The organism is Kitasatospora sp. NPDC032121 (genome assembly GCF_055580145.1).
Window position 1 is genome coordinate 203,943 of the sequence record NZ_JBVILX010000001.1, and the last position, 24,029, is coordinate 227,971.

The following is a 24,029-nucleotide window of genomic DNA, read 5'->3' on the forward strand; positions in this document are numbered from 1 at the left end:
GCTCAGCGGGAGAGCACTACCTTGACACGGTAGGGGTCACTGGTTCAATCCCAGTATCGCGCACGTCGGACCCACCGGGGTCTGCTGCAGGACCGCCGCACCAGGCGCGATTAGCTCAGCGGGAGAGCACTACCTTGACACGGTAGGGGTCACTGGTTCAATCCCAGTATCGCGCACAGTAACGGGCCCTTCAGGGTCTGCTGCAACACCGCCACATCAGGCGCGATTAGCTCAGCGGGAGAGCACTACCTTGACACGGTAGGGGTCACTGGTTCAATCCCAGTATCGCGCACGTCGGACCCACCGGGGTCTGCTGCAGGACCGCCATACCAGGCGCGATTAGCTCAGCGGGAGAGCACTACCTTGACACGGTAGGGGTCACTGGTTCAATCCCAGTATCGCGCACAGTAACGGCCGGGGCCGCGATCCATCAGGGTCGCGGCCCCGGCCGTTTGTCGTCTGTCTGCGGCCCTGCCCTACCGCCGTGCCGTGTGCCGGGAAGCGTCGGGGAACGAAAAGAGAAGAGCCGCGTACGGACGCCCTCACCGACGTCCGCACGCGGCATCTCCGCCTGCCGGGGCGCTCTGCGCGCCGCTCCTCGCCCGTCCGCGTGTCATCGCGGCCGCGGCCTCCCCGGCGGCACCGCTCCCCGTCCCCAGGGGTTCGGTGCCCGTCTTCGACCGGCCTCGGGGGCCGGTGTCCTTCTTCCTGCTCAGCGGGCGATCAGATCGGCGACGGCCTGGGCCTGGCTCGCCATCTGCTCCCACCCGCCGAAGAGCAGCACCAGGAGCACGGCGCACGGCAGGGCCATGGCCAGCGCCACGGCGGGGTGCCGCGTGGGCTGCTCGGCGGACCGGGACTGGACGAAGGCCGGCCGACGGCGGCGGGGGGTTCCCGTGAGCTGCGGTGCCATGTCCTTGCTCCTGATCCGGTCGAGTTGGCGCGGTGGACGGCTTACCTCGGGGGACGAGCTCCCCGTCCACCGCTGAGCACAACGCTATTGGTCGGGGGGTCCTCCGGGCGTCATGCCGTCGTACTGTTCCTCGGACGTCCGGGAGGATGACGATCAGACTCGGGGCCTACTACCGCAGGGGGACGGGAGGCTCATCCGACCCCCGGGGGAACCCTGAGGGGGAACCCCGAGAAGCGCTTCGACACCCCTGCGACCTGCAGGTCAGCGCAAGATCGGACAATCGCACGGTGGCTTCAGGTGTTGCGTATCAGCACACCGCAGCGGGCAGTCCGTAAGCTGTGCCAGACAGGAACTGACGATGGCCCAACCGACGGGGCCTCACCCACCGGCTGACGGGGAACGAAACATGGCGATGATGCGGCTGAGGCGTGAGGACCCCCGCATCGTCGGGCCGTACCGCCTGCACCGGCGACTGGGCGCCGGCGGCATGGGCGTGGTCTACCTCGGGTCCGACCGCCGCGGGCAGCGCGTCGCCCTCAAGCTGATCCGCGCCGAGCTCGCCGAGGACCAGGAGTTCCGCACCCGCTTCGCCCGCGAGATCGCCGCCGCCTCCCGGATCCGGGGCGGCTGCACCGCGCGCGTGGTCGGCTCGGACATCGAGACCGAACGCCCCTGGCTGGCCACCGCGTACGTGCCGGGGCCCTCGCTCTACAAGCGGGTCGGCGACGAAGGCCCGCTGAGCTGGCCCGAGGCGGCCCGGATCGGGGCCGCACTGGCCGACGGACTGGTCAAGGTGCACGAGGCCGGCGTGGTCCACCGGGACCTCAAGCCCTCCAACATCCTGCTCTCGCCCCGGGGCCCGCGGATCATCGACTTCGGCATCGCGTGGTCGCGCGGCGCCAGCACGCTCACCCACGTCGGCACCGCGGTCGGCTCCCCCGGCTTCCTCGCGCCCGAGCAGGTACGCGGGGCCGCCGTCACGCCCGCCACCGACGTGTTCGCCTTCGGCGCCACCCTCGCGTACGCCCTCACCGGGGACACCCCGTTCGGCTCCGGGGCGTCCTCCGAAGTGATGCTGTACCGGGTCGTCCACGAGGAGCCCGACCTCTCGGCCGTACCGCCGCAACTGGCGCCGCTGATCCGCGCCTGCCTGGCCAAGGAGCCCGCCGAGCGGCCCGGGGCCGCCGCGCTGCACGAGCGGCTCAGCGAACTGGCGGCGCGCGGGGCGGCGGGCGGCAGCACCCGCGCGACGCGGCCCGGGCGGGGCGCGGCCGCGCCGGCTCCGGCCCGGCAGGAGAACGGCCGTCAGGGAGTACCGGCCCCCGGACGCTCCCCCGAGCCGCCCGCCGCGGCACGAGCCAGGGCGGCCGCGGGCCGCCCCGGCGCACAGGCGGCCGGAGCCGCCGGGCGCCGCCCGCAGCAGGGGCCGGCCGCACCCGCCCCCCGGCCCGAGCCGACACCGGTGACCCGCCCGCTGCGGGAGCGTCCGGACCGTCCCCAGACCCCACCGCCGGCCCGCCCCGGCTCCGGGCCCGGCCCCCGCGACCGGGCGCGCCCCCGGGACCGCCAGCACACCCCCGCCCCCGGTGGACGGCCCGGCACCGCCCGGCAGCGGCTGCTCCGGCAGCGGCTGGTCGTCTTCGTCACGGTGACCATCGGAGTGGCGCTGGCCATCGCCGCGGCTCAGGGGTGCGAGAACCGGGACAACCGGAGCGTGCGGCCGCCGACCGGGGCGGTGGCGACCACGGGCTCCGGCGGCGCGCAGGCGGTGCCGGGGACCTCGGCGGACGTCGCACCGCCGGCCGCGACCGCGCCGCTCCCGGCCGCGGCGCGCGCAGGTGCCGACGCCGGTCTGACGCCGCCGCAGGCACCGGTACCGGCGGTCGACTGGCCCAACCACAGCTACCCCGACGGAGCCGGCGGGCCGGCCATCGCGCTGCAGAACGGGCACTCCGTCGGGGCCGGGCCGCAGGTCGCGCTGAGCGCGGTGCTGCCGGCCAGGTACAAGGGCCTACCGGCCGCGGTGGTCGTCCTGCGGCGGGCGGAGGGCTCCACCTCGGTCGACCTCGTCCAGCTCTACACCTTCACCGGAGACACCCCCGTCGCCGTCACCTCCCGCACCTCGGTGGCGGACCCGCAGGCGGCGGCCACCTGGCGGCTGGACGGCAGCACGGTCGTCCGCGAGGAGCGCGCGGCCGCCACCGGCACCGTCACCTCCACCCGCTACGCCGTCCGCCCCGACGGCACCCTCGACGAATCCTGGCCCGGCGCCACCACCCCTCCCCCCGCCGCCGCCGCGGCCCCACCCACCTCCCCCATCGGCTGACACCCGCGCCACGAGAAGCCGGGCCGGGCGACATCCGGCGGAGCGACGAGGCGCGGCGTGCAGAGCGCGCCGGAAGTCGACCAGGCCGACTTCCGGTGCCGTCCGCCCCGAGAACCACCACAGCCAGGCACCCCCGTATGGCCCGGGCAAGGCCGCACACCCGAGAAGTCGGCCCGGTCGACTTCTCGCGCAGCAAGAGCCCCTATCGGGGCGCCAGCAGCACGCGGCGGGAGAGCTCTGGGAGGCGGGCGCCAGGTAGGAAAGAGAAGGCACACGCACGAGAAGTCGGACGGGCCGACTTCCGGCGCGGGGCCGTGCCGAGGGGCGCTGCGGCGGCGGGCACCGGCTGCGTGGCCCGCACAAGAAGTCGGCCGACTCGACTTCTCGCGCAGCAAGGGCTCCTGCGGCGGGAGGGCGCTGTGGAGGCGGGCGCCGGGCGGGATGGGGAAAGGGCGCGCGCATGAGAAGTCGGGTGGGCCGACTTCTCATGCGGGGGCGGGGTCAGGGGGTGGGGGTGGTGACGGCGTAGAAGGCCACGGCTGCAGCGGCGCCGACGTTGAGGGAGTCGATGCCGTGGGCCATGGGGATGCGGACGGGGTGGTGGGCTGCGGCGATGGCGCGGGGGGTGAGGCCGTCGCCCTCGGCGCCGAGCATGAGGGCGGCCTTGGGGAGGCCGTGCGGGGTGAGGGTGTGGAGGTCGACGGCGGTGTCGGCGGGGGTGAGGGCGAGCAGGGTGAAGCCGGCCTCGCGGACGGTGTCGAGGGCGGCGGGCCAGGGGTCCAGGCGGGCGTACGGGACCGCGAAGACAGCGCCCATGGAGACCTTGACGGCGCGCCGGTAGAGCGGGTCCGCGCAGTCGGGCGAGAGCAGGACGGCGTCCATGCCGAGGGCGGCGGCGCTGCGGAAGATGGCGCCGAGATTGGTGTGGTCGACCAGGCCCTCCAGCACGGCGACCCGGCGGGCCCCGGCGAGCACCTCGGCGGCGTCGGGGAGGGGCTTGCGCTCCATCGAGGCGAGGGCGCCGCGGTGCACGTGGTAGCCGGTGACGGCTTCGGCGAGGGCGGGCTCGACCACGTGGACGGGGGCGTCGGCCTCGGCGATGACGTCGCCCATCACCTCCAGCCACTTGGGGGTGAGCAGCATCGACCGCATCCGGTAGCCGGCGGCGAGGGCGCGGCGGATGACCTTCTCCCCCTCGGCGATGAAGAGGCCCTCGGCGGGTTCACGCCGGCGGCGCAGCTCGACGTCGGTGAGGCCGGTGTAGTCGGCGAGGCGGGGGTCGGCGGGGTCGGTGATGGTGCGGGGTTCGGACACCCTGCGATCTTGCCAAGCCCGGGCGGGGAAGGCCAAACGGCCGAGGGAGCGGGGTGGTCCCCGGCTGGTCGTAGTGCAAATATGACCGTATGGCCCGAAATCCGGGCCGATCCTGGGTTCCGTCGGCCTCTGGTGCCACTGACTCCGCCGGCTCCCCCGGTGGGGGCCCACACGGTCGGCCACAACTGGCGCGCGCGAAGCCGCGGTGGCTGGTGTGGCGCCGGTCGGTGGCGGGACAGGTGTTCGCGCTCCAGGTCGTGGTCGTGCTGCTGCTGGTGGCGGCGGCCGCGGTGGCGCTGGTGGTGCAGTCGCGCAACGACGCCGATCACGAGGCGCGCAACCGTTCGGTGGCGGTGGCCCAGACCTTCGCCAACTCCCCGGGCATCGTCGACGCGTTGCGCTCCCCGAACCCGACGGCCCTGCTGCAACCGAGCGCGGAGGCCGCGCGGGTCGCCTCGGGGGTGGACTTCATCGTCGTGCTGAACGACCACGGCATCCGCTACACCCATCCGAACCCGGCCCGGATCGGCCAGAAGTTCATCGGCGTCTACGAGCCCGCGCTGCACGGGCAGGTGGTGACCCAGCACGTCACGGGCACCCTCGGCCAGCTGGTGCAGGCGGTGGTCCCGGTGCACGCGCCGGACGGCTCGGTGGTCGGGGCGGTCTCGGCGGGCGTCACGCTGAGGAACATCAGCAGCGCCAGCGAGCGGCAGCTGCCGGTGGTGCTGGGCGCGGCGGCGGCCGCGGTGGGGCTGGCCACGCTCGGGACGGCGCTGATCAGCCGGCGGCTGCGGCGCCAGACGCACGGGCTGGGCCCGGTCGAGATGACCCGGATGTACGAGCACCACTCCGCGGTGCTGCACGCCGTGCGCGAGGGCGTGATGATCGTCGGCGGGGACGGGCGGCTGCTGCTCTGCAACGACGAGGCGCGCCGGCTGCTGAACCTGCCGCCGGACGCCGAGGGCCGTCCGGTGAGCGGGCTGGGCCTGGAGCAGGAGCCGCTGGAGCTGCTGACCGCCGGGCGCCCGGTGACCGACCAGGTGGTGCTGTCCGGGGAGCGGCTGTTGGCAATGAACGTCCGGCTGATCGACCGGCCCGGCGGTCCGCCCGGCTGCGTCGCCACGCTGCGCGACTCCACCGAGCTGGCGGCGCTGTCCGGCCGGGCCGAGCGCGCCCAGCGGCGGCTGCGGCTGCTGTACGACGCCGGGGTCACGGTGGGCAGCACGCTGGACGTGACGCGGACGGCGCAGGAGCTGGCGCAGGTCACGGTGCCGCGGTTCGCGGACTTCGTCACGGTGGACCTGGCGGACCAGGTGCTGACCGGCGAGGAGCCGCCGCCGGGCCCCTCGCTGGGGCGGATGCGTCGGGTCGCGGTGGCGGGGGTGGCGGACGACGCGCCGTTCTACCCGGTCGGCACGGTGCTGGACGTGGTGCCCTCGACCCCGTTGGCGGTGGCCCTGCACAGCGGGGAGCCGGCCGTCGAGCCGCACCTGACGGACGCCGGCCGGTGGCGGGAGCAGGACCCCGAGGGGTCGGCGCAGGTGCTGGCGTACGGGGTGCACTCGCTGGTGCGGGTGCCGCTGCGGGCACGCGGGGTGCTGCTGGGGGTGGCCCGGTTCTGGCGGGCGCAGCGGACGGAGCCGTTCGAGGCGGAGGACCTGGCGCTGGCCGAAGAGCTGGTGGCGCACGCGGCGGTGTGCATCGACAACGCCCGCCGCTACACCCGGGAGCACACCATGACGGTGACGCTCCAGCACAGCCTGCTGCCCCGAACCCTGCCGGAGCAGTCGGCGCTGGAGGTGGCGCACCGCTACCTGCCGGCCCAGGCCGGGGTGGGCGGCGACTGGTTCGACGTGATCCCGCTGCCGGGCGCGCGGGTGGCGTTGGTGGTCGGGGACGTGGTGGGGCACGGGCTGCACGCGGCGGCGACGATGGGCCGGCTGCGCACGGCGATCCACAACTTCTCGACCCTGGACCTGCCGCCGGACGAGCTGCTGGGGCACCTGGACGAGCTGGTGAACCGGATCGACCAGGACGAGGCGGCGGGCGGCGAGCGCGCGGAGCTGGCCGGGGCGACCTGCCTGTACGCGATCTACGACCCGGTGTCCCGGCGCTGCACGCTGGCCAGCGCCGGGCACCCGCCGCCGGCCGTGGTGGACCCGCAGGGCCGGGTGGTGTTCCCGGAGCTGCCGACCGGGCCGCCGCTGGGTCTGGCGGTGCTGCCGTTCGAGACCGCCGAGCTGGAGCTGGCCGAGGGCAGTCGGCTGGTGCTGTACACGGACGGACTGGTGGAGGACCGGGAGCGGGACATCGACGCGGGGCTGGAGCTGCTGCGGGCGGTGTTGGCCGGGCCGCCGCGCTCCCCGGACCAGACCTGCGCGGACGTGCTGGCGGCGCTGCTGCCGGCGCACCAGCAGGACGACATCGCGCTGCTGGTGGCCCGGACCAGGGTGCTGGCGCCGGACCACGTGGCGCAGTGGGAGGTGCCCTCCGACCCGGCCGCGGTGGGCCAGGTCAGGGCCGCGGTGGCGGAGCGGCTGACGGCGTGGGGGCTGGAGGAGTCGGCGTTCGTCACCGAGCTGATCCTGAGCGAGCTGGTGACCAACGCGATCCGGTACGGCGCCCGGCCGATCCGGGTACGGCTGCTGCGGGACCGTTCGCTGATCTGCGAGGTGTCGGACGGCAGCAGCACCTCGCCGCACCTGCGGTACGCGGCGACCGAGGACGAGGGCGGGCGCGGGCTGTTCCTGGTCGCGCAGTTCGCGGAGCGCTGGGGGACGCGCTACACGGCGACCGGGAAGGTCATCTGGACGGAGCAGCCGCTGGAGTAGGAAGTCGGCCGGGCCGACTTCCCACTCCCGGGAGGACCGCTCCCGTGCGGCCTTACGGCTGGAAGGCCGCGGCCAGCACGTTGACGACGTCGCCGACGACGATGACCGCCGGGGGCTTGACGCCCTCGGCCTCGACCACCGCGGCGACGGTGCCCAGGGTGGCGTCCACCCTGCGCTGGGCGGCGGTGGTGCCCTCCTGGACGACGGCGACCGGGGTGTCCGCCGGACGGCCGTACTCGACCAGCCGGGCGGCGATCGCGCCGATCTTGTCCACGGCCATCAGCAGCACCAGGGTGCCGCTCATCTTCGCCGCGGCCTCCCAGTTGGTGAGCGAACGCTCGTCGTCCGGGCCGACGTGACCGGAGATCACGGTGAACTCGTGGGTCATGCCGCGGTGGGTGACCGGGACGCCGGCCGCCGCGGGGACGCTGATCGAGCTGGAGATCCCGGGCACCACGGTGACCGGCAGCCCGGCCTCCACGCAGGCCAGCAGCTCCTCGCCGCCGCGGCCGAAGACGTACGGGTCGCCGCCCTTGAGCCGGACCACGAACTTGCCGGCCTTGGCGTGCTCGACCAGGGTGCGGTTGATCGCCTCCTGGGCCATGAACCGGCCGTACGGGATCTTGGAGGCGTCGATCACCTCGACGTGCTCGGGCAGTTCGGCGAGCAGCTCGCGCGGGGCGAGGCGGTCGGCGACGACCACGTCGGCGTCGGCGAGCAGCCGGCGGCCGCGCACGGTGATCAGGTCCGGGTCGCCGGGGCCGCCGCCGACCAGGGCCACGCCGGCGCCGCGCGAGCGGTACTGGCGGGCGGCCAGCGAGCCGTCCCGCAGGCCGTCCACGATGGCGTCGCGCAGGGCGGCGGAGTGGCGCGGGTCGCCGGTGAGGACGGCGACGGTGGCGCCCGCGTCGCGGCCGCTGGCCGGGGTCCAGGCCGTGGCCGCGGCGGCGTCGTCGCTGCGGGAGCAGAACACCCGCTCGCGCTCGGCCTCGGCGCTGACCGCCGCGTTGACGGCCGGGTCGTCGGTGGCGACCAGGGCGTACCAGGTGTCGGCCAGGTCGCCGTCCCGGTACGGGCGGGCGTGCCAGGTGAGCTCGCCGGCGTCGGCCATGGCCTGGACGGCCGGGGTGGTGGCGGGCGAGATCAGGTGCAGGTCGGCGCCGGTGGCGATCAGGGCGGGCAGCCGCCGCTGGGCGACCTGGCCTCCCCCGACCACGACGACGCGGCGGCCGGCCAGCAGCAGGCCCACCGGGTAGGGGGTGCGGCCCTCGGTGCTCGGGTGCGGGGTGGGCGCGGTCATCGGCGGTGCTCCTGATCGGGGGTGAGGGTGTGGGGACGGTACGGCACGTCACCGCTCCGCGGTCCGGCGCGCCCTCGGGCCGGTCCGCGGAGCGGTGACGGGGTGCCTCAGGCCTTCTCGGTGACCCCGGCGGAGTCGAAGGTGGCTACATCGTGCATCGCCCGGGCAGCGCTCTGCACCAGCGGCAGGGCCAGCAGAGCACCGGTGCCCTCGCCGAGCCGCAGGTCCAGGTCGATCAGCGGACGCAGGCCGAGCTTCGCCAGCGCGGCCTGGTGGCCCGGCTCGGCGGAGCGGTGGCCGGCGATGCACGCGGCCAGCACCTCGGGGGCGATGGCCTTGGCGGCCAGCGCGGCCGAACCGGCGATGACGCCGTCCAGGACCACCGGGGTGCGCAGCGAGGCGGCGCCCAGCAGGAAGCCGGCCAGGGCGGCGTGCTCCAGGCCGCCGACGGCGGCGAGGACGCCGACCGGGTCGCTCGGGTCGGGCTGGTGCAGGGCCAGCGCGGCGCGGACGACCTCGACCTTGCGGGCGTGGGTCTCGTCGTCGATGCCGGTGCCGCGGCCGGTGACCTCGGCCGGGTCGAGGCCGGTGAACACCGAGATCAGGGCGGCCGAGGCGGTGGTGTTGGCGATCCCCATGTCGCCGGTGATCAGCGCCTTGTTGCCCGCCGCGACCAGGTCGCGGGCGGTCTCGATGCCGACCTCGATGGCCTTGAGGGCCTCCTCGCGGGTCATCGCCGGGCCCTGGGTCATGTCGGCGGTGCCGGGGCGGACCTTGCGCGGCAGCAGACCGGTCGCGCGGCCCTGCTGGACGGCCTCCGGCAGTTCGGCGGCGACGCCGACGTCGACCACGCAGACCTCGGTGCCGATCTGCTTGGCGAAGGAGTTGATCACCGCTCCCCCGGCCAGGAAGTTGGCGACCATCTGGGCGGTCACCTCCTGCGGCCAGGGGCTGACGCCCTGGGCGTGCACGCCGTGGTCGGCCGCGAAGACCGCCACGCAGGCGGGCTCAGGGATCGGCGGCGGGCACTTGCGGGACAGCCCGCACAGCTGGGCGGAGATGATCTCCAGCATGCCGAGCGAGCCGGCCGGCTTGGTCATCCGCTTCTGCCGGTCCCAGGCCTCGCCGAGCGCCTTGGCGTCCAGCGGGCGGATGCCGCGCAGGGTCTCGGCGAGCAGGCTCTGCGGCTCCTCGCCGGGCAGCGCGCGGTTGCCGTACTGCTCCTCGTGGACGACCCAGGACAGCGGACGCTTCTTGGCCCAGCCCTGCTGCTCCAGCTCGGGCTCGTCCGGGAACTCGTCGACGAAGCCGACGCACAGGTAGGCGACGACCTCCAGGTGCTCGGGCAGCCCGAGCTCGCGGACCAGCTCCTCGTCGTCGAAGAAGCTCACCCAGCCGACGCCCAGGCCCTCGGCGCGGGCGGCCAGCCACAGGTTCTCGACGGCCAGGGCGGCCGAGTACGGGGCCATCTGCGGCTGGGTGTGCCGGCCCAGGGTGTGCCGGCCGCCACGGGTGCGGTCGGCGGTCACCACGATGTTGACCGGGGTGTCGAGGATGGCCTCGATCTTGATTTCCTTGAACTGCTTGGCCCGGCCCTTGGGCAGCGAGTCCGCGTACGCCTCGCGCTGGCGCTCGGCCAGGGCGTGCATCCGCCGGCGGGTCTTCGCCGAGCGGATCACCACGAAGTCCCAGGGCTGCGAGTAGCCGACGCTGGGCGCGGTGTGGGCTGCCTCCAGGACGCGGATCAGCACCTCGTGCGGGATCGGGTCCGGGCGGAAGCCGTTGCGCACGTCGCGGCGCTCGCGGATCACCTGGTGGACGGCCTCGCGGCCGGCCTCGTCGTAGCCGGGGGCGGCCGGGCCGCGCGGCTCGGCAGGCTCCTCGGGCTGCTGCTCCTGCGCCTCCTGCGCCTCCTCGGCGGAGGGCTGCTCCGCGACGGCCTCGGCGGCCTCGGACGCCTCGGCGGCCTGCTCCGCGGGGGTCTCCGCGGCGGGCTGCTCGGCCTGCGGCTGCTCGACGGGCTCCGCCGTCGCCTCGGCGGCCTGCTCGCCGACGGGCTCGGCCTCGGCAGGCTGCTCCTGGACGGGCTCCGCGACGGCGGGCTCGGCCTCGACCTCGGCCGGGGCCTGGGTCTGGCTCTGGGCGGGCTCGGCGGCCTGCTCCGCGGGGGTCTCCGCCTCGGGGGCGGCGGCCTGCTGCTCGGCGACGCCCTCGGCGGGTACGGCCTCCTCGGCGGGCGCGGCGGCCTCGGCGGCGGGCTCCTCAGCGGCCTCGGCGGGCTGCGCCGGCTCCGCCTCGGGGGCGGCCTCGGCGGGTGCCTCGGCGGCCGGCTCGGCAGCGGTGGCAACGGCGGTGACGTCGGCCTCCGCGGGCGCCTCCACGGGCCGCTCCGCGACCGGCTCGGCCGGGACCTCGGCCTGCTGCTGCTCTGCCTCGGCGACAGCGGGCTCGGCCTCGGCGACGGCGGGCTCGGTGACGGCCTGGCCGGAGGGCATCTCGCCGGTGCCCGCGGCGGTCTGCGCGACCGGCTCGGCGGCGGCCTCCGGCGCGGCCTCGGCGGCGGGGGCCTGCTCGGCGGCCTCGGCGACCTCGGCGGCTTCCACAGCCGGGGCGGGCTCGGCACCCGCCACGACCTCGGCGCTGGGGGCCTCGGCGGTCTCCACGGCCTGCGGGGCCTCGGCAGCCGCTATGGGCGCGGACTGCTGCGGGGCCGTCTCCTGGACGACCGGAGCCTGCTGGGCCGCCTCGACCTTGGGCAGGCCGTGCGGGGTGGGCGCGGCGAGGAAGGCGGAGATCCGGCGCGGCTGACCGGCCGGGGCCACGGCCTCGGGCTGCTCGGCGGGCACGGCAGCGCCCTCGACGGCGGTGCCCTCAGCGGTGACGCCCTCGACCGCGGTGCCCTCAGCGGCGACGCCCTCGACGGCGACAGCCTCGGCCACGGGCGCCTCGGCAACCCCGGCCGCCGGCTGGGCCTGCTCGGCCACGACGGCCTGCGGCGCGACCGCGACGGCCTCCGCGGCGGTCTCGACGACCGCCACGGTCTCGGCGGCCTGGGCCGCCGTCACGTCCTGCGCGGGCTGGGCCGGGGCGGCCTGGACGGCCTCCGGCAGCTCGACGACCTCGATCACCTCGATCGCCCCGACCGTCTCGACGGCCAGCGCGGTCTCGACCGGCGGCGCGGCCAGCGGCACCTGCTGGGCGCCGTGGGCCTGCTGGAAGTCCGTCGTCTGCGGCAGCTGCTGCCCGTCGACGACCGGGATCCCCTGGGCCGCCGGAGCGGCCGGAGCCACCGGGACGGCCTGCGGCGCGGCGGCCTGAGCCTGGGCGGCGGCCTCGGCCATCGGCGGGCGGCCGACCACCGGGATGCCGTGCGCGGGCGTGCCGCCCTGGGAGGGGCCGCGGTCGGCCAGCGAGCGGACCGGCACCTGGCCGGTCATCAGCGACGGGTCCGGGATCGGCGGACCGGCGTGCAGCGGCCGGCGCGGCTGTTGAGCCTGCGTCATCGGCTGCTGCGGCTGCACCTGGACGGGCTGCTGCTGGACGGCGTGCTCGGCGCCGAGCACCGGCGGGTCCACCGGCGGCCAGGACGGCTCGACCGGGGTGCCGTCCTGCTGCGGCGCGAGCGGCATCTGATCGGCCGGGACGGCCGCGGCGGGCTCGCCCCAGGAGCCCTGCGGGCCCGGCATCAGCAGCACGTCGTCCTCGTCGTCCAACCCGTCCGGCTGGTCGAGGAAGTGGAAGGCCGGGCGCGGGGCGCCCTGGTCGACGGCCCAGCCCTCGCCCGGGTGACCGGGCTGGGGCACGCCGGGAACGCCGTAGCCGTGCTGGCCCTGCGGCGGGATGGCCCCCGAGCCCGGGGGCATCGCACCGGGGACGCCGCCGACCGGGGCCGCCGGGTTGGGGATCACACCGCCGTCCGTCGCGACGCCGTGGAGGGGTGCAACGCCCGCGACGCCCTCCGGTCCGCCGAGCGGGTCAGGCCCGGCGTGCAGGTGCTCGGGCAGTCCCTCGCCCGGGACGTGGCCGCCATCGGTCATTGTCAAAGCTCCTTCCAGGCCGCTGCCGCGCCCTCAGCGACACGATCACCGATCGCAGCGCCCATCCGCACGGGCCGAACCAGCACCGACCCGCCCCTAACCACACGCGGCCGCCGCGCCGTGGCGCTGCGGCCCAAGTCCATCCGGCGCGCTGCGGCACCCCGGCCCGGCGCACCGCCCGTACGGGGCGGCGCATCGTCTGAAACAACGACAACCCGGAGCAACCGGCACGACCGCACCGGACCATACGGCATTCTCCAGGTCCGGCACGAGGCCCGTCGAATTGCCCACACTCCGAGCGGAATCGGATTGCACCACGTCAAAAAGGTGACAAACCGACCGAATCGGGTGGGTCGCCGACCGATGCAGCCGCCCAGGACGTCACACTACCGGCACCGCGCGGTCACCTCTCGAATCGGTGTCCGGATGCGACCTGGATCACCGTCGACGGCAGCGGACGGCACCGGAGCGCGCCCAGGGCCTTCACACGATCTGCTCACCCCAGAGCACCAGCGCGCCGGTCGTGCCCGCGCCCAGTGCCAGCCCGTCGCCCTCGTCCACCGGCCGCAGCGGGGTCGCCTGGAGCAGCGCGCCGTCCGCCCGGTAGCCCGCCCCGGCGATCGCCCGGCGGACCTCCTCCGCCTCGGCGAGGGTCCGGGGCAGTGCGACGAACCGCTCGGGCCGGCGGGCCAGCACCGCGCGCACCACGTCCAGGCCGCCGGACTCCACCACGGCCGCGTCCGGCTCCGGCAGGCCGCCCAGCACCTCGGGTCCGCTCCCGTACACCGCCTCCACCTCGACGCCGTAGCGGCGGGCGTTGACGGTCAGCCGGGCGCAGGCCGAACGGGAGCCCTCGACCGCGACCACCGCGGCACCGAACCGGGCCGCCTCCACGGCGAGGGCGCCGCTGCCGGCACCGACCGACCAGACCAGGTCCCCGGGACGTGCACCCAGACGGGCCAGCACCAGGGCGCGCACATGGGCGGGGAGTGCCTCGGGCGCGCCCGGCTCGCCTTCCGTGCGCCCGGCGCCCGCGTAGGCGTCACCGGGGAGCGCCCAGCCGCGTTCCACGCCGGGGTAGCCGACCGGGCGCCCGGCGAGCCAGCCGGCCGCCTCGTCCACCGCCGTGGCCTGGGCGCCGCCGCCGATCACCAGCACCACGTTGGGGTCGCGCCAGACGTGGTCGGCGATCCGGTCGGAGGTGAGGACGGTGACGTCCTCCTCGGGGGTGCCGAGGGCCTCGCAGACCACGAAGGTCCGGTGCACCCCGCGCAGCATCAGGGCGAGTTCGGCGGGCCCGGCGCCCGGCGCGGTGAGCACCGCGACCTTGGGGTGGGCCCGGCAGATGTTGGCGGCGCGGCGCAGCCGTCCGCCGTGCACGCTGACCACCTGGGCGTCCTCCCAGGGCATGCCGGCCCGGGCGAACGCGGCGGCCACCGAGGAGACGGCGGGCAGCACCTCCAGTTCGAGGCCGAACTCGGGGCGGCGCAGGGTGCGCACCACTCCGAAGAAGCCCGGGTCGCCCTCGGCGACCACGACGGCGGCGCCGCGGTGCTCGGCGATCCTGCGGGCGGCCTGCCGGACGTTGCCGAGGGTGATCCGCTCGGCGGACTCCGGCACCGGGAGCGCGTTCAGTTGGTAGGGGGCGCCCGCCACCAGGGTCGCCGCGGCCAGGGCCGCGCCGGCGGCCTCGGTCAGCGGTGTGCCGTCCCACCCGATGACCGTGATCCGGTCAGCCATCTGCGGCCGTTCTCCCTCGCCTCGGTGCGCCACTCGATCCGCTGTCGTGCGGTGCGGTCCAGAGGCTACCGGGTGTGGTACCCCGGAGCCCGACATCTCGCACACATGTCCGCGTCGGGTGAACGGGGGCGGGGACGATCAGTCGCGCAGCACGTAGCGGTGGTCGCCGTGCCAGCCGGCGCGGTGCGCTTCGGGCGACTCCAGGTCCTCCGGGAGCAGGCTCCACAGGATGAGGTCGCTGCGGCTCTCTCCCCCGGCCTGGCGGCCGGGAGGTGCCCCCACCGCCTCGCCGGACTCCCCCCGGACTATCCAGGCGCTGCGCAGCACGCCCTCGCTGATCCCGCCGACCTTCTGGGCGACCTGCTGGGCGGCGGTGTTCCCGGCGGCGGTGCGCAGCTCCAGGCGCAGGAAGCCGCGGTCCTCGAACAGCCACTGGGCGACGCCGAGGACGGCCTCCGGCGCGTAGCCCTCGCCGCGCGCCCAGACGGCGGTGACGTAGGAGATCTCGGTGCTGCGCAGCCGCCAGTCGGTGTTGCGCAGCTCGACCAGGCCGACCAGGCGCTGGGTCAGGTGCTCGGTGACGGCGAAGACGATGCCGCGTCCGGCGGCCCGGTGGGCGGGGGCGAGGGTGCGGGCGAGCTCGGCCGCGTACGCCTCGGTGAAGGGGTGGGGCAGGTCCGTCCAGGCGAGGACGAGGTCGTCGGCCATCATCGTGGCCAGGCCGGGGGCGTCGTCCTCCGCCAGGGGGCGCAGCAGCAGCCGTTCGGTGCTGATGGCGGTCTCGGGGAAGCTCGCTGCCATGCCGTCTCTCCTCGCCGGGTCGTGAACACAACACCGTACGCCTCCGTCGTGCCCCGGATGCCACGCGGTGCGCCGCCCGCACGACGGTACGTCAGAACGCGGCCGGCCGGAGCGTCCCTGCCGCATACTGCCCGACCGGGCCCCCGCCGAGGTGCGGCGGGGGCCCGGTCGGGATCGGGGCGTCGGACGGAGTTCGGCTCAGGAGGCCGGGATGACCGAGCCCTGGAAGGTGTCGGCGATGTACTTCTTGACCTCGTCGGAGTGCAGCAGCTCCTCCAGCTTCTTCACCCGCGGGTCGTTCTCCTTGCCCTTCTTGACGACCAGGATGTTGGCGTACGGGTTGTTCTCGGCCTTCTCCAGCACCAGGGCGTCGGTGGTCGGCTTCAGGCCGGCCTGGATCGCGAAGTTGCTGTTGATGACGGCGGCGTCCAGGTCGGAGTAGGAGCGGGGCAGCTGGGCGGCCTCCAGCTCCTTCCACTTGAGGTTCTTCGGGTTGCCCGTGACGTCGGCCGGGGTGGCGGCGGTGCCCGCGCCGTCCTTGAGGGTGATGAGCTTGTTGTCGGCGAGCAGCTTGAGTGCGCGGCCCTCGTTGGTGGCGTCGTTCGGCAGGCCCACGGTGGCGCCGTCCGGCAGGTCGGCGAGCGACTTGACCTTCTTGGAGTAGGCGCCGAGCGGCTCCAGGTGCACGTTCTCGACCGAGACGAGGTCGGTGCCGTTCTTCTTGTTGAAGTCCTCCAGGTACGGCAGGTGCTGGAAGTAGTTGGCGTCGGCCGAACCGTCCTGCACCGCCGTGTTGGGGGTCACGTAGTCGGTGACCTCCTTGATGTCGAGCTTGAGGCCCGCCTTCTCCGCGAGGTTGTCCTTGACGAACTTCAGGATCTGACCGTGCGGGGTGGGGGTCGCCGCGACCTTGAGCGGCGCGTTCGGGTCCGAGGAGGAGGACCCGGAGCTGCCGCAGGCGGCGAGCGAGAGGGCGACGCCGGCGGTGGCGAGGATGCTGGTGAACTTCAGGGCGTTGCGCACGAAAAGTGCCTTTCTGCGTGGAACGGGGAGCCGCGTCCGGGTCGGACGAGGGAGGTCTAGGGGGCGACGAGGTCCTCGTCGGCGGGGGCGGCGGGGCGGTTGCGCAGCAGTCGGGTGCGTCCGCCGCCGTGGCCGCGGTTGCCCAGCCGGCGCACGGCGTAGTCGCCGGCCAGCTGGATCACGGTGACGATGACCGCGATCTCCGCCACGATGATCCACATGAAGGTGGTCTCGAACCGCAGGTAGCCGTACCGGTAGGCGAGGTCGCCGAGGCCGCCGCCGCCGACGGTGCCGGCCATCGCGGAGTAGCCGATCAGCGCGATGACCGTGGTGGTGACGGAGGCGACGATGCCGGGGAGGGCCTCGGGGACCAGCACCTTGCGGACCAGGGTCCAGGTGCCGCCGCCCATCGCGTGGACGGCCTCGACCAGGCCGCGGTCGACCTCACGGACGGAGGTCTCGACCAGCCGGGCGAAGAACGGGATCGCGCCGACGGTCAGCGGCACGGTGGCCGCCTGCCAGCCGAGGGAGTTGCCGGTCAGCCAGCGGGTGAAGGAGATCAGCGCGATCATCAGGATGATGAACGGCATCGAGCGCGTGAGGTTCACGACCGCGCCGAGCACCTTGTTCACCGGCTGGTTCTGGAGCACCCCGCCCTTGGAGGTGAGCACCAGCAGGATGCCGAGGGGCAGTCCGAGGAGGACGGTGCACACGGTCGACACGCCGACCATCTGGAAGGTCTCCAGGGTGGCGGGCCACATCAGCTCCTGCATCTGGTCCCAGGTCATGCCACCGCTCCGTTCGTCACACCGACGCCGTCCGTGTCGAGGACGGCCACCTGCAGGCCCTGCTCGCGCAGGTAGCCGATCGGCACCACGTTGTCCTGGTGGCTGCCGGGAAGCTCGACCCGCATCCGGCCGACCGTCCGGCCGGCGATGGTCTCCACCGCGGCGCCGAGGATGTTGATGTCGATCTGGTAGGTGCGGGCGAGCTGGGAGACGAACGGCTGGGCCGAGCTGTCGCCCTGGAAGGTGATCTCCAGCACGGTGGAGGCGGGGCGGCCGGTGCCGAACTCGCCGAGCGGGAACAGCTCGCGGGCCAGCTCCGAGCCGGGCTGGGCCAGCAGGTCGGTGAGCTCGCCGGACTCGACCACCCGGCCGCCGCGCATCAGGGCGGCGGAGTCGCAGACGGACTTGATGACGTCCATCTCGTGGGTGATCAGCAGGACGGTGAGGCCCAGCTGCTGGTTGAGGTCGCGCAGCAGCTTGAGGATCGAACGGGTGGTCTCCGGGTCGAGCGCCGAGGTGGCCTCGTCGGAGAGCAGCACCTTGGGGTCGCCGGCCAGCGCCCGGGCGATGCCGACGCGCTGCTTCTGGCCGCCGGAGAGCTGGTGCGGGTAGCTGCGGGCCTTGTCGCCGAGGCCGACCAGGTCGAGCAGTTCGGCGGCCTTGCGGCGGCGCTCGGTGCGGTCCAGTCCGACGATCTCCAGCGGGAGTTCGACGTTCTGCTGCACGGTCCGCGAGGAGAGCAGGTTGAAGTGTTGGAAGACCATGCCGATCCGGCGGCGGGCCTCGCGCAGTTCCCTGCCGGCCCGGTTCTCGCCGCCGGACAGTGCGGTGAGCTCGAGCCCGTCCACGGTGACCGTGCCGGAGGTCGGGCGCTCCAGCATGTTCACGCAGCGGATGAGGGTGGACTTGCCGGCACCGCTGGTGCCGACGACTCCGTAGACCTCGCCCGGGCGGACGTGCAGGTCGACGCCGGCGAGGGCGGTCACCTCGCGGCCTCGGGAACGGTAGACCTTCGTCAGGTCCGTGGTGGTGATCACAGCGGCTTTCCGTGGGTCGGGGGCGGGCGGCGTGGATCGACCGTCCGACCGGCGTGCGGTCGACGGCGTCACGGCGTTGCGCCGGGGGGATCCGGACTCGACTCCCTCGGTCGTGGCCGCGGCAGGGCCGGGCCGCGCGACGGCGTGGCCCTGACGAGTCACCCGGCCCGCGGGTGGGCGGGCACGGCCGAGGGAGGGGTCCGGGAGGAACGGCGCGCTCGCACGGGCGGGAGCGGCGCCGGAGTCTCGCTTCGGGGCGCGAGGGAGGGGCACCTTCAGCAGGTGCCGGGGGCGATGGCCCTCAGCAGTGACACATTCGACGACACATGGCACGCTCACCTGCCGGCAGGGTGCCGGTGGGGGTCCAGTTCGTCGTCGCAGTCATGTGAGCCAGTAAAACAGATGGGTCGAATTCCGCCCAATCTTTTGGCCGAGCTGTCCGCAATGCGGACATGCAACGCTTTGACCAGCGGAGACATGACTCGGCGCCGCCACCGGTGGTCCGGATGGTGGCGGCGCCGGGAGGCGTGCGCGGGGCGGCGGGCTCAGGCCGTCGCGGCGAGCGCGGTCGCGGCGGGCTTCTCCAGGTGGACGAAGCTCAGCCGGCTGTTGACCTGCTCGACCTCGGTCTGCCGGTACCCCTGTCGAGCGTACAGCCGCAGGTTGCCGAGGCTGCGGTGGCCGGTGAACAGCCGGTAGGCGCTCACCGGGCCGTCCTGGGCGATGCGGCGCTCCAGCGCGTCCAGCAGGCGGCCGCCGAGGCCGTGGCGCTGCATCCGCGGGTGGACGACCAGGCGTCCTATCCGGGCGACACCGTCGGCGCCGACCCGGCCGCGGACGGTGCCGACCACCTCGTCGCCCAGCCGGGCCACCAGGAAGTGCTGCTCGGACAGTTCGGCGCGCAGGCTCTCCAGGCTCTGCGTCAGGGGCTCGATCGCCCAGTCGCCGTACAGCTCGGCCTCGGGCTGGTAGCCGAGGTACTGGAGCTTGAGGATCTGCTCCGCGTCGTCGGCCTCAGCAGCCGAGATGATCACGCTCATGCCCATGTGGAGGGGCCTCCCCAGTCGTCGTGCCCGGCGCGCAGAGGGTGGCGCGCGCTCACGCTCAGTATCCGAGCGATCGCGCCACCGTCAAGAGCTGCGTTCGCCAGCGCTCTACCCGGGTGTCAGCTCCGCTCAACCTTCGCGGGGGCGGACGTGAGGAGGGTCACCTGCCGGGCCGGGTGCGCCGCGCCCGGTCGTACGGGCCCGCGCTCAGGGGTACCGCTCCGCGTGGAGCAGCATCCGCAGGCAGGCCAGACAGCGGGAACGGGTGGGGCCGATCGAGCCGCGCGGCATGTCGAGCCGCTCGGAGAGCTCACGGTAGGTGGGCGGCGGGTCCTCGGCGAGCGCGGCGATCAGCTGCGGGCAGCGGCCGGGCAGGGCGGCGACGGTCTCGCGGACCACGCGGCGGCGGTGTTCGGCGAGGTAGACGTCCTCGGCGGAGGGGACGGGTGGAAGGGCGGTGCACACACCGTGCATGACGGTCCGGGACGGGGCCGGTTACGCCCGGGCCGAGGCGCGGACGCGGGAGGGGCGCGCCGGTCCGACCGCCGCGCCCCTCCCCCGTCGCGCCGGGGATCAGCCCCCGGGTCGGGGCTCAGCCCCGCGACCACTCCTGCTGCCGCGCCAGGTCCGCCTTCACCTCGGCGAGCTGGACCGCGACCGCCGAGGGGGCGGTTCCGCCGCGCCCGCTGCGGGCGGCGATGGCTCCGTGGACGTTGAGCACCGAGCGCACCTCGGGCGTCAGGTGCTCGGAGATCGCGGCGAACTGCTCGTCCGTCAGGTCGGACAGCTCGATGCCCTCGGCCTCGCAGACCTTGACGCAGGCACCGGCCACCTCGTGCGCGACCCGGAACGGCACGCCCTGCTTGACCAGCCACTCGGCGATGTCGGTGGCGAGCGAGAAGCCGGCCGGGGCCAGCTCCTCGAGCCGCTCCCGGTGCACGGTGAGGGTGGCCATCATCCCGGTGAACGCGGGCAGCAGCACCTCCAGCGTGTCGCAGGAGTCGAAGACCGGCTCCTTGTCCTCCTGGAGGTCCCGGTTGTAGGCGAGCGGCAGCGCCTTGAGGGTGGCCAGCAGGCCGGTCAGGTTGCCGATCAGCCGGCCGGACTTGCCGCGGGCGAGCTCGGCGATGTCCGGGTTCTTCTTCTGCGGCATGATCGAGGAGCCGGTGGAGAAGGCGTCGTGCAGCGTGATGAAGCCGAACTCCTTGGTGTTCCAGATGATCACCTCCTCCGCGATCCGGGAGAGGTTGACGCCGATCATCGCGGTCACGAAGGCGAATTCGGCGACGAAGTCGCGCGAGGCGGTGCCGTCGATGGAGTTGCCGACCGAGCCGCCCTCGAAGCCGAGGTCGGCGGCGACGGCCTGCGGGTCGAGGCCGAGCGAGGAGCCGGCCAGCGCGCCGGAGCCGTACGGCGAGACGGCGGTGCGGGCGTCCCACTGGCGCAGCCGCTCGGCGTCCCGGCCGAGGGCCTGCACGTGCGCGAGGACGTGGTGGGCGAAGAGCACCGGCTGGGCGTGCTGGAGGTGGGTGCGGCCCGGCATCGCGGTGTCCGGGTGCGCCTCGGCGAGGCCGACCAGGGCCTGCTGGAGGTCGAGCAGCAGGCCGCCGATGGTCTTCGCGTGGTCCCGCAGGTACATCCGGAACAGGGTGGCGATCTGGTCGTTGCGCGAGCGCCCGGCGCGCAGCTTGCCGCCGAGGTCGGGGCCGAGGCGCTCCAGCAGGCCGCGCTCCAGGGCGGTGTGCACGTCCTCGTCGGCGACGGTGCCGGTGAAGGTGCCCGCCTCGACGTCGGCGAGCAGCTGGTCCAGCCCGGCCAGCATGCCGGCCAGCTCCTCGTCGGAGAGCAGGCCCGCCTTGTGCAGGACCCGGGCGTGGGCCTTGGAGCCGGCGATGTCGTACGGCGCGAGGCGCCAGTCGAAGTGGACCGAGGCCGAGAGCCTGGCCAGCGCCTCGGACGGGCCGTCGGCGAAGCGCGCGCCCCAGAGGCGGACGTCGGAGGACTGCTCGGCGGTCATCGCTTGGCTCCTTCATGCATGTGCAGTGGATGGCATAAGTATGCACGACGCCGTATGAAAAACAAACCCCGGCCGGACGGTCTCCGTCGGGCCGGGGTTCTTCGGGGCGGAACGCTACTGCGCCTTCGCCTGGGCGAGTTGCATGAGGTGGTCGGCGAGCGCCTGGCCGCCGGCCGGGTCCCGGCTGATCAGCAGCACGGTGTCGTCGCCGGCGATGGTGCCGATGATCTCGAACACCTCGGCCTGGTCGATCGCCGAGGCCAGGAACTGGGCGGCGCCCGGCGGGGTGCGCAGCACCACCAGGTTGCCGGAGGCCGTCGCGGAGACCATGAGCTCGCCGGCCAGCCGGGCCATCCGGCCCTCGCTGGCCGACTCCCCCATCGGCGCGCGCGGCGTGCGGTCGCCGCCCTCGGCCGGGACGGCGTAGATCAGCGCGCCGTCCCGGTTGCGGATCTTGACCGCGCCCAGCTCGTCCAGGTCCCGGGAGAGGGTGGCCTGGGTGACCACGAGTCCGTCGTCGGCGAGCAGCTTGGCGAGCTGGCTCTGCGAACGCACGGGCTGGCGGGTGAGCAGGTCCACGATCCGCCGGTGGCGCGCGGTGCGGGTCTGCGGGACCTGCGGCGTCGGGCCGGTGGCGGACGGGCCGGAGTGGGAAGCGGTCATGTGATTATTCTCCCGGACAACGGTCAGCTCGCATCGGCCGGGGCGCTCTCTCGCACCGTCCGGAGGATGCCCGGCAGCGCGGCCAGGAAGGCGTCAGCCTCCTGCTCGGTCAGCACCAGCGGCGGGGCCAGCCGGACGGCGTCCGGGACGGCCGCGTTGACCAGGAAGCCCGCCTCCTGGGCGACGGCCTGGACCTTGGCCGAGACCGGCTCGGTGAGCACGATGCCGAGCAGCAGACCCGCCCCGCGCACGTGCGAGACCAGCGGGTCGCCGAGCGCCTCGACGCCGTCGCGAAGCCGCTCGCCGAGCTTGCGGACGTGCTCCAGCAGGCCCTCGGACTCGATGGTGTCCAGCACCGCCAGCCCGGCCGCGGCGGCCACCGGGTTGCCGCCGAAGGTGGTGCCGTGCTGGCCCGGGGTGAGCAGCTCGGCGGCCGGCCCGAAGGCCAGCACCGCGCCCATCGGCAGGCCGCCGCCGAGCGCCTTGGCCAGGGTGACCACGTCGGGCTCCACGCCCTCGTACGCCTGGTGGGCGAACCAGTGGCCGGTGCGGCCGACACCGGTCTGGATCTCGTCCAGGACCAGCAGGGTGCCGGTGGCCCGGGTGATCTCGCGGGCGGCCTTCAGGTAGCCGTCCGGCAGCGGGATCGCGCCGTTCTCGCCCTGGACCGGCTCCAGGAAGACGGCCGCGGTCTCGGTGGTGACGGCCGCTCGCAGCGCCTCGACGTCACCGAACGGGACGTGGGTGACGTCGCCGGGCAGCGGGCGGAACGGGTCCTGCTTGGCGGGCTGGCCGGTGAGCGCGAGGGCGCCCATGGTGCGGCCGTGGAAGGCACCCTGGAGGGCGACCAGGTGGGTGCGGCCGGTCCGCCGGCTGATCTTGAAGGCCGCCTCGTTGGCCTCGGCGCCCGAGTTGCAGAAGAACACCCGGCCGCCGGGGCGGCCGTCCAGCTCCAGCAGCCGCTCGGCGAGGGCGATGGTGGGCTCGGCCATGAAGAGGTTGGAGACGTGGCCGAGGGTGGCGATCTGCCTGCTCACCGCCTCGACGACGGCCGGGTGGGCGGTGCCCAGGGCGTTAACGGCGATGCCGCCGAGCAGGTCGGTGTACTCCTTGCCGTCGGCGTCCCAGAGCTTGCTGCCCTCGCCGCGCACCAGTGGGATGCGGGGGGTGCCGTAGTTGTCGGTGAAGGAGTGCTGCCACCGCTCGGTGAACTGCTCGTTGTGGGTCGCTCCGGTGCCGCCGGTCGTGCCGGTCATGCCAGTCCCCCGATCACGGTCGTCTCGTCGTCCGGCACGACCATCGTGCCGATGCCCTCGTCGGTGAAGATCTCCAGCAGCAGGCTGTGCTGGACCCGGCCGTCCAGCACGCGGGCGGTGCCCACGCCGGAGCGGACGGCCCGCAGACAGCCCTCCATCTTGGGGAGCATGCCGCTGGCCAGGTCGGGCAGCAGCTCCTCCAGCTCGGTCGCGGTGAGCTGGCTGATCACGTCGTCGGAGTTCGGCCAGTCCTTGTAGAGGCCCTCGACGTCGGTGAGGACGACGAGCATCTCGGCGCCGAGCGCGACCGCGAGCGCGGAGGCGGCGGTGTCCGCGTTGATGTTGTAGACGTGGCCGTCGGCGCTGCGGGCGATCGAGGAGATGACCGGGATCCGGCCGTCGGCGATCATCGCCTTCACCGCGCCGGCCTCGATGTTGACGATGTCGCCGACCAGGCCGATGTCGACCTGCTCGCCGTCCACCACCGCGTAGCGCTTGACCGCCGTCATGGTGTGGGCGTCCTCGCCGGTCATGCCGACGGCGAACGGGCCGTGCTCGTTGAGCAGGCCGACCAGCTCGCGCTGCACCTGGCCGGCCAGCACCATCCGGACCACGTCCATGGTCTCCGGGGTGGTGACCCGCAGGCCGTTGGTGAAGCTCGACTCCAGGCCCAGCCGGTCGAGTTGGGCGCTGATCTGGGGGCCGCCGCCGTGCACCACGACGGGGTGCAGACCGGCGTAGCGGAGGAAGACGACGTCCTGGGCGAAGGCGGCCTTGAGACCTTCGTCCACCATGGCGTTGCCGCCGAACTTGATCACGACGGTCTTGCCGTGGAAGCGCTCCAGCCACGGGAGAGCCTCGATCAGCGTCATGGCCTTGGGCAACGCGGTGTTGTTGCGGGCCTGTTCGCCCTTGGGTGCGATCTGCACGGGTTTCC

At 74.3% G+C, this 24,029-nt stretch carries 16 protein-coding genes, 4 tRNA genes and 1 pseudogene; 6 read left to right on the forward strand and 15 right to left on the reverse strand.

The annotated features are described in order from the left end of the window. From ACZ5OX_RS00910 to ACZ5OX_RS00925, 4 genes are all read left to right on the forward strand, one after another. Nucleotides 1–60: transfer RNA gene (locus ACZ5OX_RS00910), tRNA-Val, on the forward strand. Between the two features lie 44 nt (nucleotides 61–104). Then, nucleotides 105–176, forward strand: a tRNA-Val gene (locus ACZ5OX_RS00915). Nucleotides 177–220: 44 nt separating this feature from the next. Next, a tRNA-Val gene (locus tag ACZ5OX_RS00920) sits at nucleotides 221–292 on the forward strand. 41 nt (nucleotides 293–333) lie between these two features. Next, a tRNA-Val gene (locus ACZ5OX_RS00925) sits at nucleotides 334–405 on the forward strand. Nucleotides 406–712: 307 nt separating this feature from the next. Here the strand turns inward: ACZ5OX_RS00925 and ACZ5OX_RS00930 are convergent. Beyond that, complete coding sequence (locus ACZ5OX_RS00930; RefSeq protein WP_449789519.1) at nucleotides 713–913, reverse strand: hypothetical protein; 201 nt, start codon at nucleotides 911–913, stop codon at nucleotides 713–715. 406 nt (nucleotides 914–1,319) lie between these two features. Between ACZ5OX_RS00930 and ACZ5OX_RS00935 the strand changes: the two are divergent. Then, nucleotides 1,320–2,609, forward strand: a pseudogene (locus tag ACZ5OX_RS00935) (serine/threonine-protein kinase); the annotation flags it as partial. Nucleotides 2,610–3,740: 1,131 nt separating this feature from the next. Here the strand turns inward: ACZ5OX_RS00935 and ACZ5OX_RS00940 are convergent. Further along, nucleotides 3,741–4,553 (reverse strand): TrmH family RNA methyltransferase, encoded by an 813-nt coding sequence (locus tag ACZ5OX_RS00940; RefSeq protein ID WP_392914150.1) that lies wholly within the window; start codon nucleotides 4,551–4,553, stop codon nucleotides 3,741–3,743. Nucleotides 4,554–4,642: 89 nt separating this feature from the next. Between ACZ5OX_RS00940 and ACZ5OX_RS00945 the strand changes: the two genes are divergently transcribed. After that, on the forward strand, nucleotides 4,643–7,384 hold the full coding sequence (locus tag ACZ5OX_RS00945) for a SpoIIE family protein phosphatase (protein WP_465627937.1): 2,742 nt from the start codon (nucleotides 4,643–4,645) through the stop codon (nucleotides 7,382–7,384). Nucleotides 7,385–7,436: 52 nt separating this feature from the next. On the opposite strand, the gene cobA is transcribed toward ACZ5OX_RS00945, so the two are convergent. The 13 genes from cobA to argB all read right to left on the reverse strand — a co-directional run bounded on the left by cobA (nucleotide 7,437) and on the right by argB (nucleotide 23,964). After that, entirely contained in the window at nucleotides 7,437–8,684 is a 1,248-nt protein-coding gene (gene cobA, locus ACZ5OX_RS00950; RefSeq protein ID WP_465627939.1) for a uroporphyrinogen-III C-methyltransferase, read from the reverse strand. Between the two features lie 107 nt (nucleotides 8,685–8,791). After that, entirely contained in the window at nucleotides 8,792–12,721 is a 3,930-nt protein-coding gene (cobT, locus tag ACZ5OX_RS00955) for a nicotinate-nucleotide--dimethylbenzimidazole phosphoribosyltransferase (protein ID WP_465627941.1), read from the reverse strand. Nucleotides 12,722–13,204: 483 nt separating this feature from the next. Then, nucleotides 13,205–14,461 (reverse strand): precorrin-6y C5,15-methyltransferase (decarboxylating) subunit CbiE, encoded by a 1,257-nt coding sequence (cbiE, locus tag ACZ5OX_RS00960; protein ID WP_465627943.1) that lies wholly within the window; start codon nucleotides 14,459–14,461, stop codon nucleotides 13,205–13,207. Nucleotides 14,462–14,599: 138 nt separating this feature from the next. Beyond that, the gene (locus ACZ5OX_RS00965) at nucleotides 14,600–15,262 is read right to left on the reverse strand and encodes a GNAT family N-acetyltransferase (protein WP_465627945.1); all 663 of its coding nucleotides are present in this window, start codon (nucleotides 15,260–15,262) and stop codon (nucleotides 14,600–14,602) included. A 198-nt stretch (nucleotides 15,263–15,460) separates the two neighbouring features. Next, nucleotides 15,461–16,285, reverse strand: a complete 825-nt coding sequence (locus ACZ5OX_RS00970; protein ID WP_392874598.1) for a MetQ/NlpA family ABC transporter substrate-binding protein — start codon at nucleotides 16,283–16,285, stop codon at nucleotides 15,461–15,463. A 56-nt stretch (nucleotides 16,286–16,341) separates the two neighbouring features. Continuing rightward, nucleotides 16,342–17,073 carry a methionine ABC transporter permease gene (locus tag ACZ5OX_RS00975; protein ID WP_449789526.1) on the reverse strand — a complete coding sequence of 244 codons (732 nt, stop codon included), beginning with the start codon at nucleotides 17,071–17,073 and terminating at the stop codon, nucleotides 16,342–16,344. After that, complete coding sequence (locus ACZ5OX_RS00980; RefSeq protein ID WP_465627948.1) at nucleotides 17,070–18,110, reverse strand: methionine ABC transporter ATP-binding protein; 1,041 nt, start codon at nucleotides 18,108–18,110, stop codon at nucleotides 17,070–17,072. Before ACZ5OX_RS00980 ends, ACZ5OX_RS00975 begins: the two co-directional genes overlap by 4 nt. Nucleotides 18,111–18,655: 545 nt before the next feature. Next, the gene (locus ACZ5OX_RS00985; protein ID WP_465627950.1) at nucleotides 18,656–19,156 is read right to left on the reverse strand and encodes a GNAT family N-acetyltransferase; all 501 of its coding nucleotides are present in this window, start codon (nucleotides 19,154–19,156) and stop codon (nucleotides 18,656–18,658) included. Between the two features lie 207 nt (nucleotides 19,157–19,363). Continuing rightward, nucleotides 19,364–19,621 (reverse strand): sigma-70 RNA polymerase sigma factor region 4 domain-containing protein, encoded by a 258-nt coding sequence (locus ACZ5OX_RS00990; protein ID WP_392874586.1) that lies wholly within the window; start codon nucleotides 19,619–19,621, stop codon nucleotides 19,364–19,366. A gap of 127 nt (nucleotides 19,622–19,748) precedes the next feature. Further along, nucleotides 19,749–21,173 (reverse strand): argininosuccinate lyase, encoded by a 1,425-nt coding sequence (gene argH, locus ACZ5OX_RS00995; RefSeq protein ID WP_392874583.1) that lies wholly within the window; start codon nucleotides 21,171–21,173, stop codon nucleotides 19,749–19,751. 114 nt (nucleotides 21,174–21,287) lie between these two features. Then, complete coding sequence (locus tag ACZ5OX_RS01000; RefSeq protein ID WP_360343103.1) at nucleotides 21,288–21,836, reverse strand: arginine repressor; 549 nt, start codon at nucleotides 21,834–21,836, stop codon at nucleotides 21,288–21,290. A 23-nt stretch (nucleotides 21,837–21,859) separates the two neighbouring features. Next, the gene (locus tag ACZ5OX_RS01005; RefSeq protein ID WP_465627952.1) at nucleotides 21,860–23,092 is read right to left on the reverse strand and encodes an acetylornithine transaminase; all 1,233 of its coding nucleotides are present in this window, start codon (nucleotides 23,090–23,092) and stop codon (nucleotides 21,860–21,862) included. Further along, the gene (gene argB, locus ACZ5OX_RS01010; RefSeq protein ID WP_449789567.1) at nucleotides 23,089–23,964 is read right to left on the reverse strand and encodes an acetylglutamate kinase; all 876 of its coding nucleotides are present in this window, start codon (nucleotides 23,962–23,964) and stop codon (nucleotides 23,089–23,091) included. The genes ACZ5OX_RS01005 and argB overlap by 4 nt, the downstream gene beginning before the upstream one ends. Between the last annotated feature and the right edge of the window lie 65 nt (nucleotides 23,965–24,029).

What these genes read in the sequence shown, in the direction of transcription:
- ACZ5OX_RS00930 (WP_449789519.1), bottom strand. Translation starts at nt 913, where the DNA reads ATGGCACCGCAGCTCACGGGAACCCCCCGCCGCCGTCGGCCGGCCTTC.
- ACZ5OX_RS00945 (WP_465627937.1), top strand. Translation starts at nt 4,643, where the DNA reads ATGGCCCGAAATCCGGGCCGATCCTGGGTTCCGTCGGCCTCTGGTGCC.
- cobA (WP_465627939.1), bottom strand. Translation starts at nt 8,684, where the DNA reads ATGACCGCGCCCACCCCGCACCCGAGCACCGAGGGCCGCACCCCCTAC.
- cobT (WP_465627941.1), bottom strand. Translation starts at nt 12,721, where the DNA reads ATGACCGATGGCGGCCACGTCCCGGGCGAGGGACTGCCCGAGCACCTG.
- cbiE (WP_465627943.1), bottom strand. Translation starts at nt 14,461, where the DNA reads ATGGCTGACCGGATCACGGTCATCGGGTGGGACGGCACACCGCTGACC.
- ACZ5OX_RS00965 (WP_465627945.1), bottom strand. Translation starts at nt 15,262, where the DNA reads ATGGCAGCGAGCTTCCCCGAGACCGCCATCAGCACCGAACGGCTGCTG.
- ACZ5OX_RS00975 (WP_449789526.1), bottom strand. Translation starts at nt 17,073, where the DNA reads ATGACCTGGGACCAGATGCAGGAGCTGATGTGGCCCGCCACCCTGGAG.
- ACZ5OX_RS00985 (WP_465627950.1), bottom strand. Translation starts at nt 19,156, where the DNA reads ATGGGCATGAGCGTGATCATCTCGGCTGCTGAGGCCGACGACGCGGAG.
- argH (WP_392874583.1), bottom strand. Translation starts at nt 21,173, where the DNA reads ATGACCGCCGAGCAGTCCTCCGACGTCCGCCTCTGGGGCGCGCGCTTC.
- ACZ5OX_RS01000 (WP_360343103.1), bottom strand. Translation starts at nt 21,836, where the DNA reads ATGACCGCTTCCCACTCCGGCCCGTCCGCCACCGGCCCGACGCCGCAG.
- ACZ5OX_RS01005 (WP_465627952.1), bottom strand. Translation starts at nt 23,092, where the DNA reads ATGACCGGCACGACCGGCGGCACCGGAGCGACCCACAACGAGCAGTTC.
- argB (WP_449789567.1), bottom strand. Translation starts at nt 23,964, where the DNA reads ATGACGCTGATCGAGGCTCTCCCGTGGCTGGAGCGCTTCCACGGCAAG.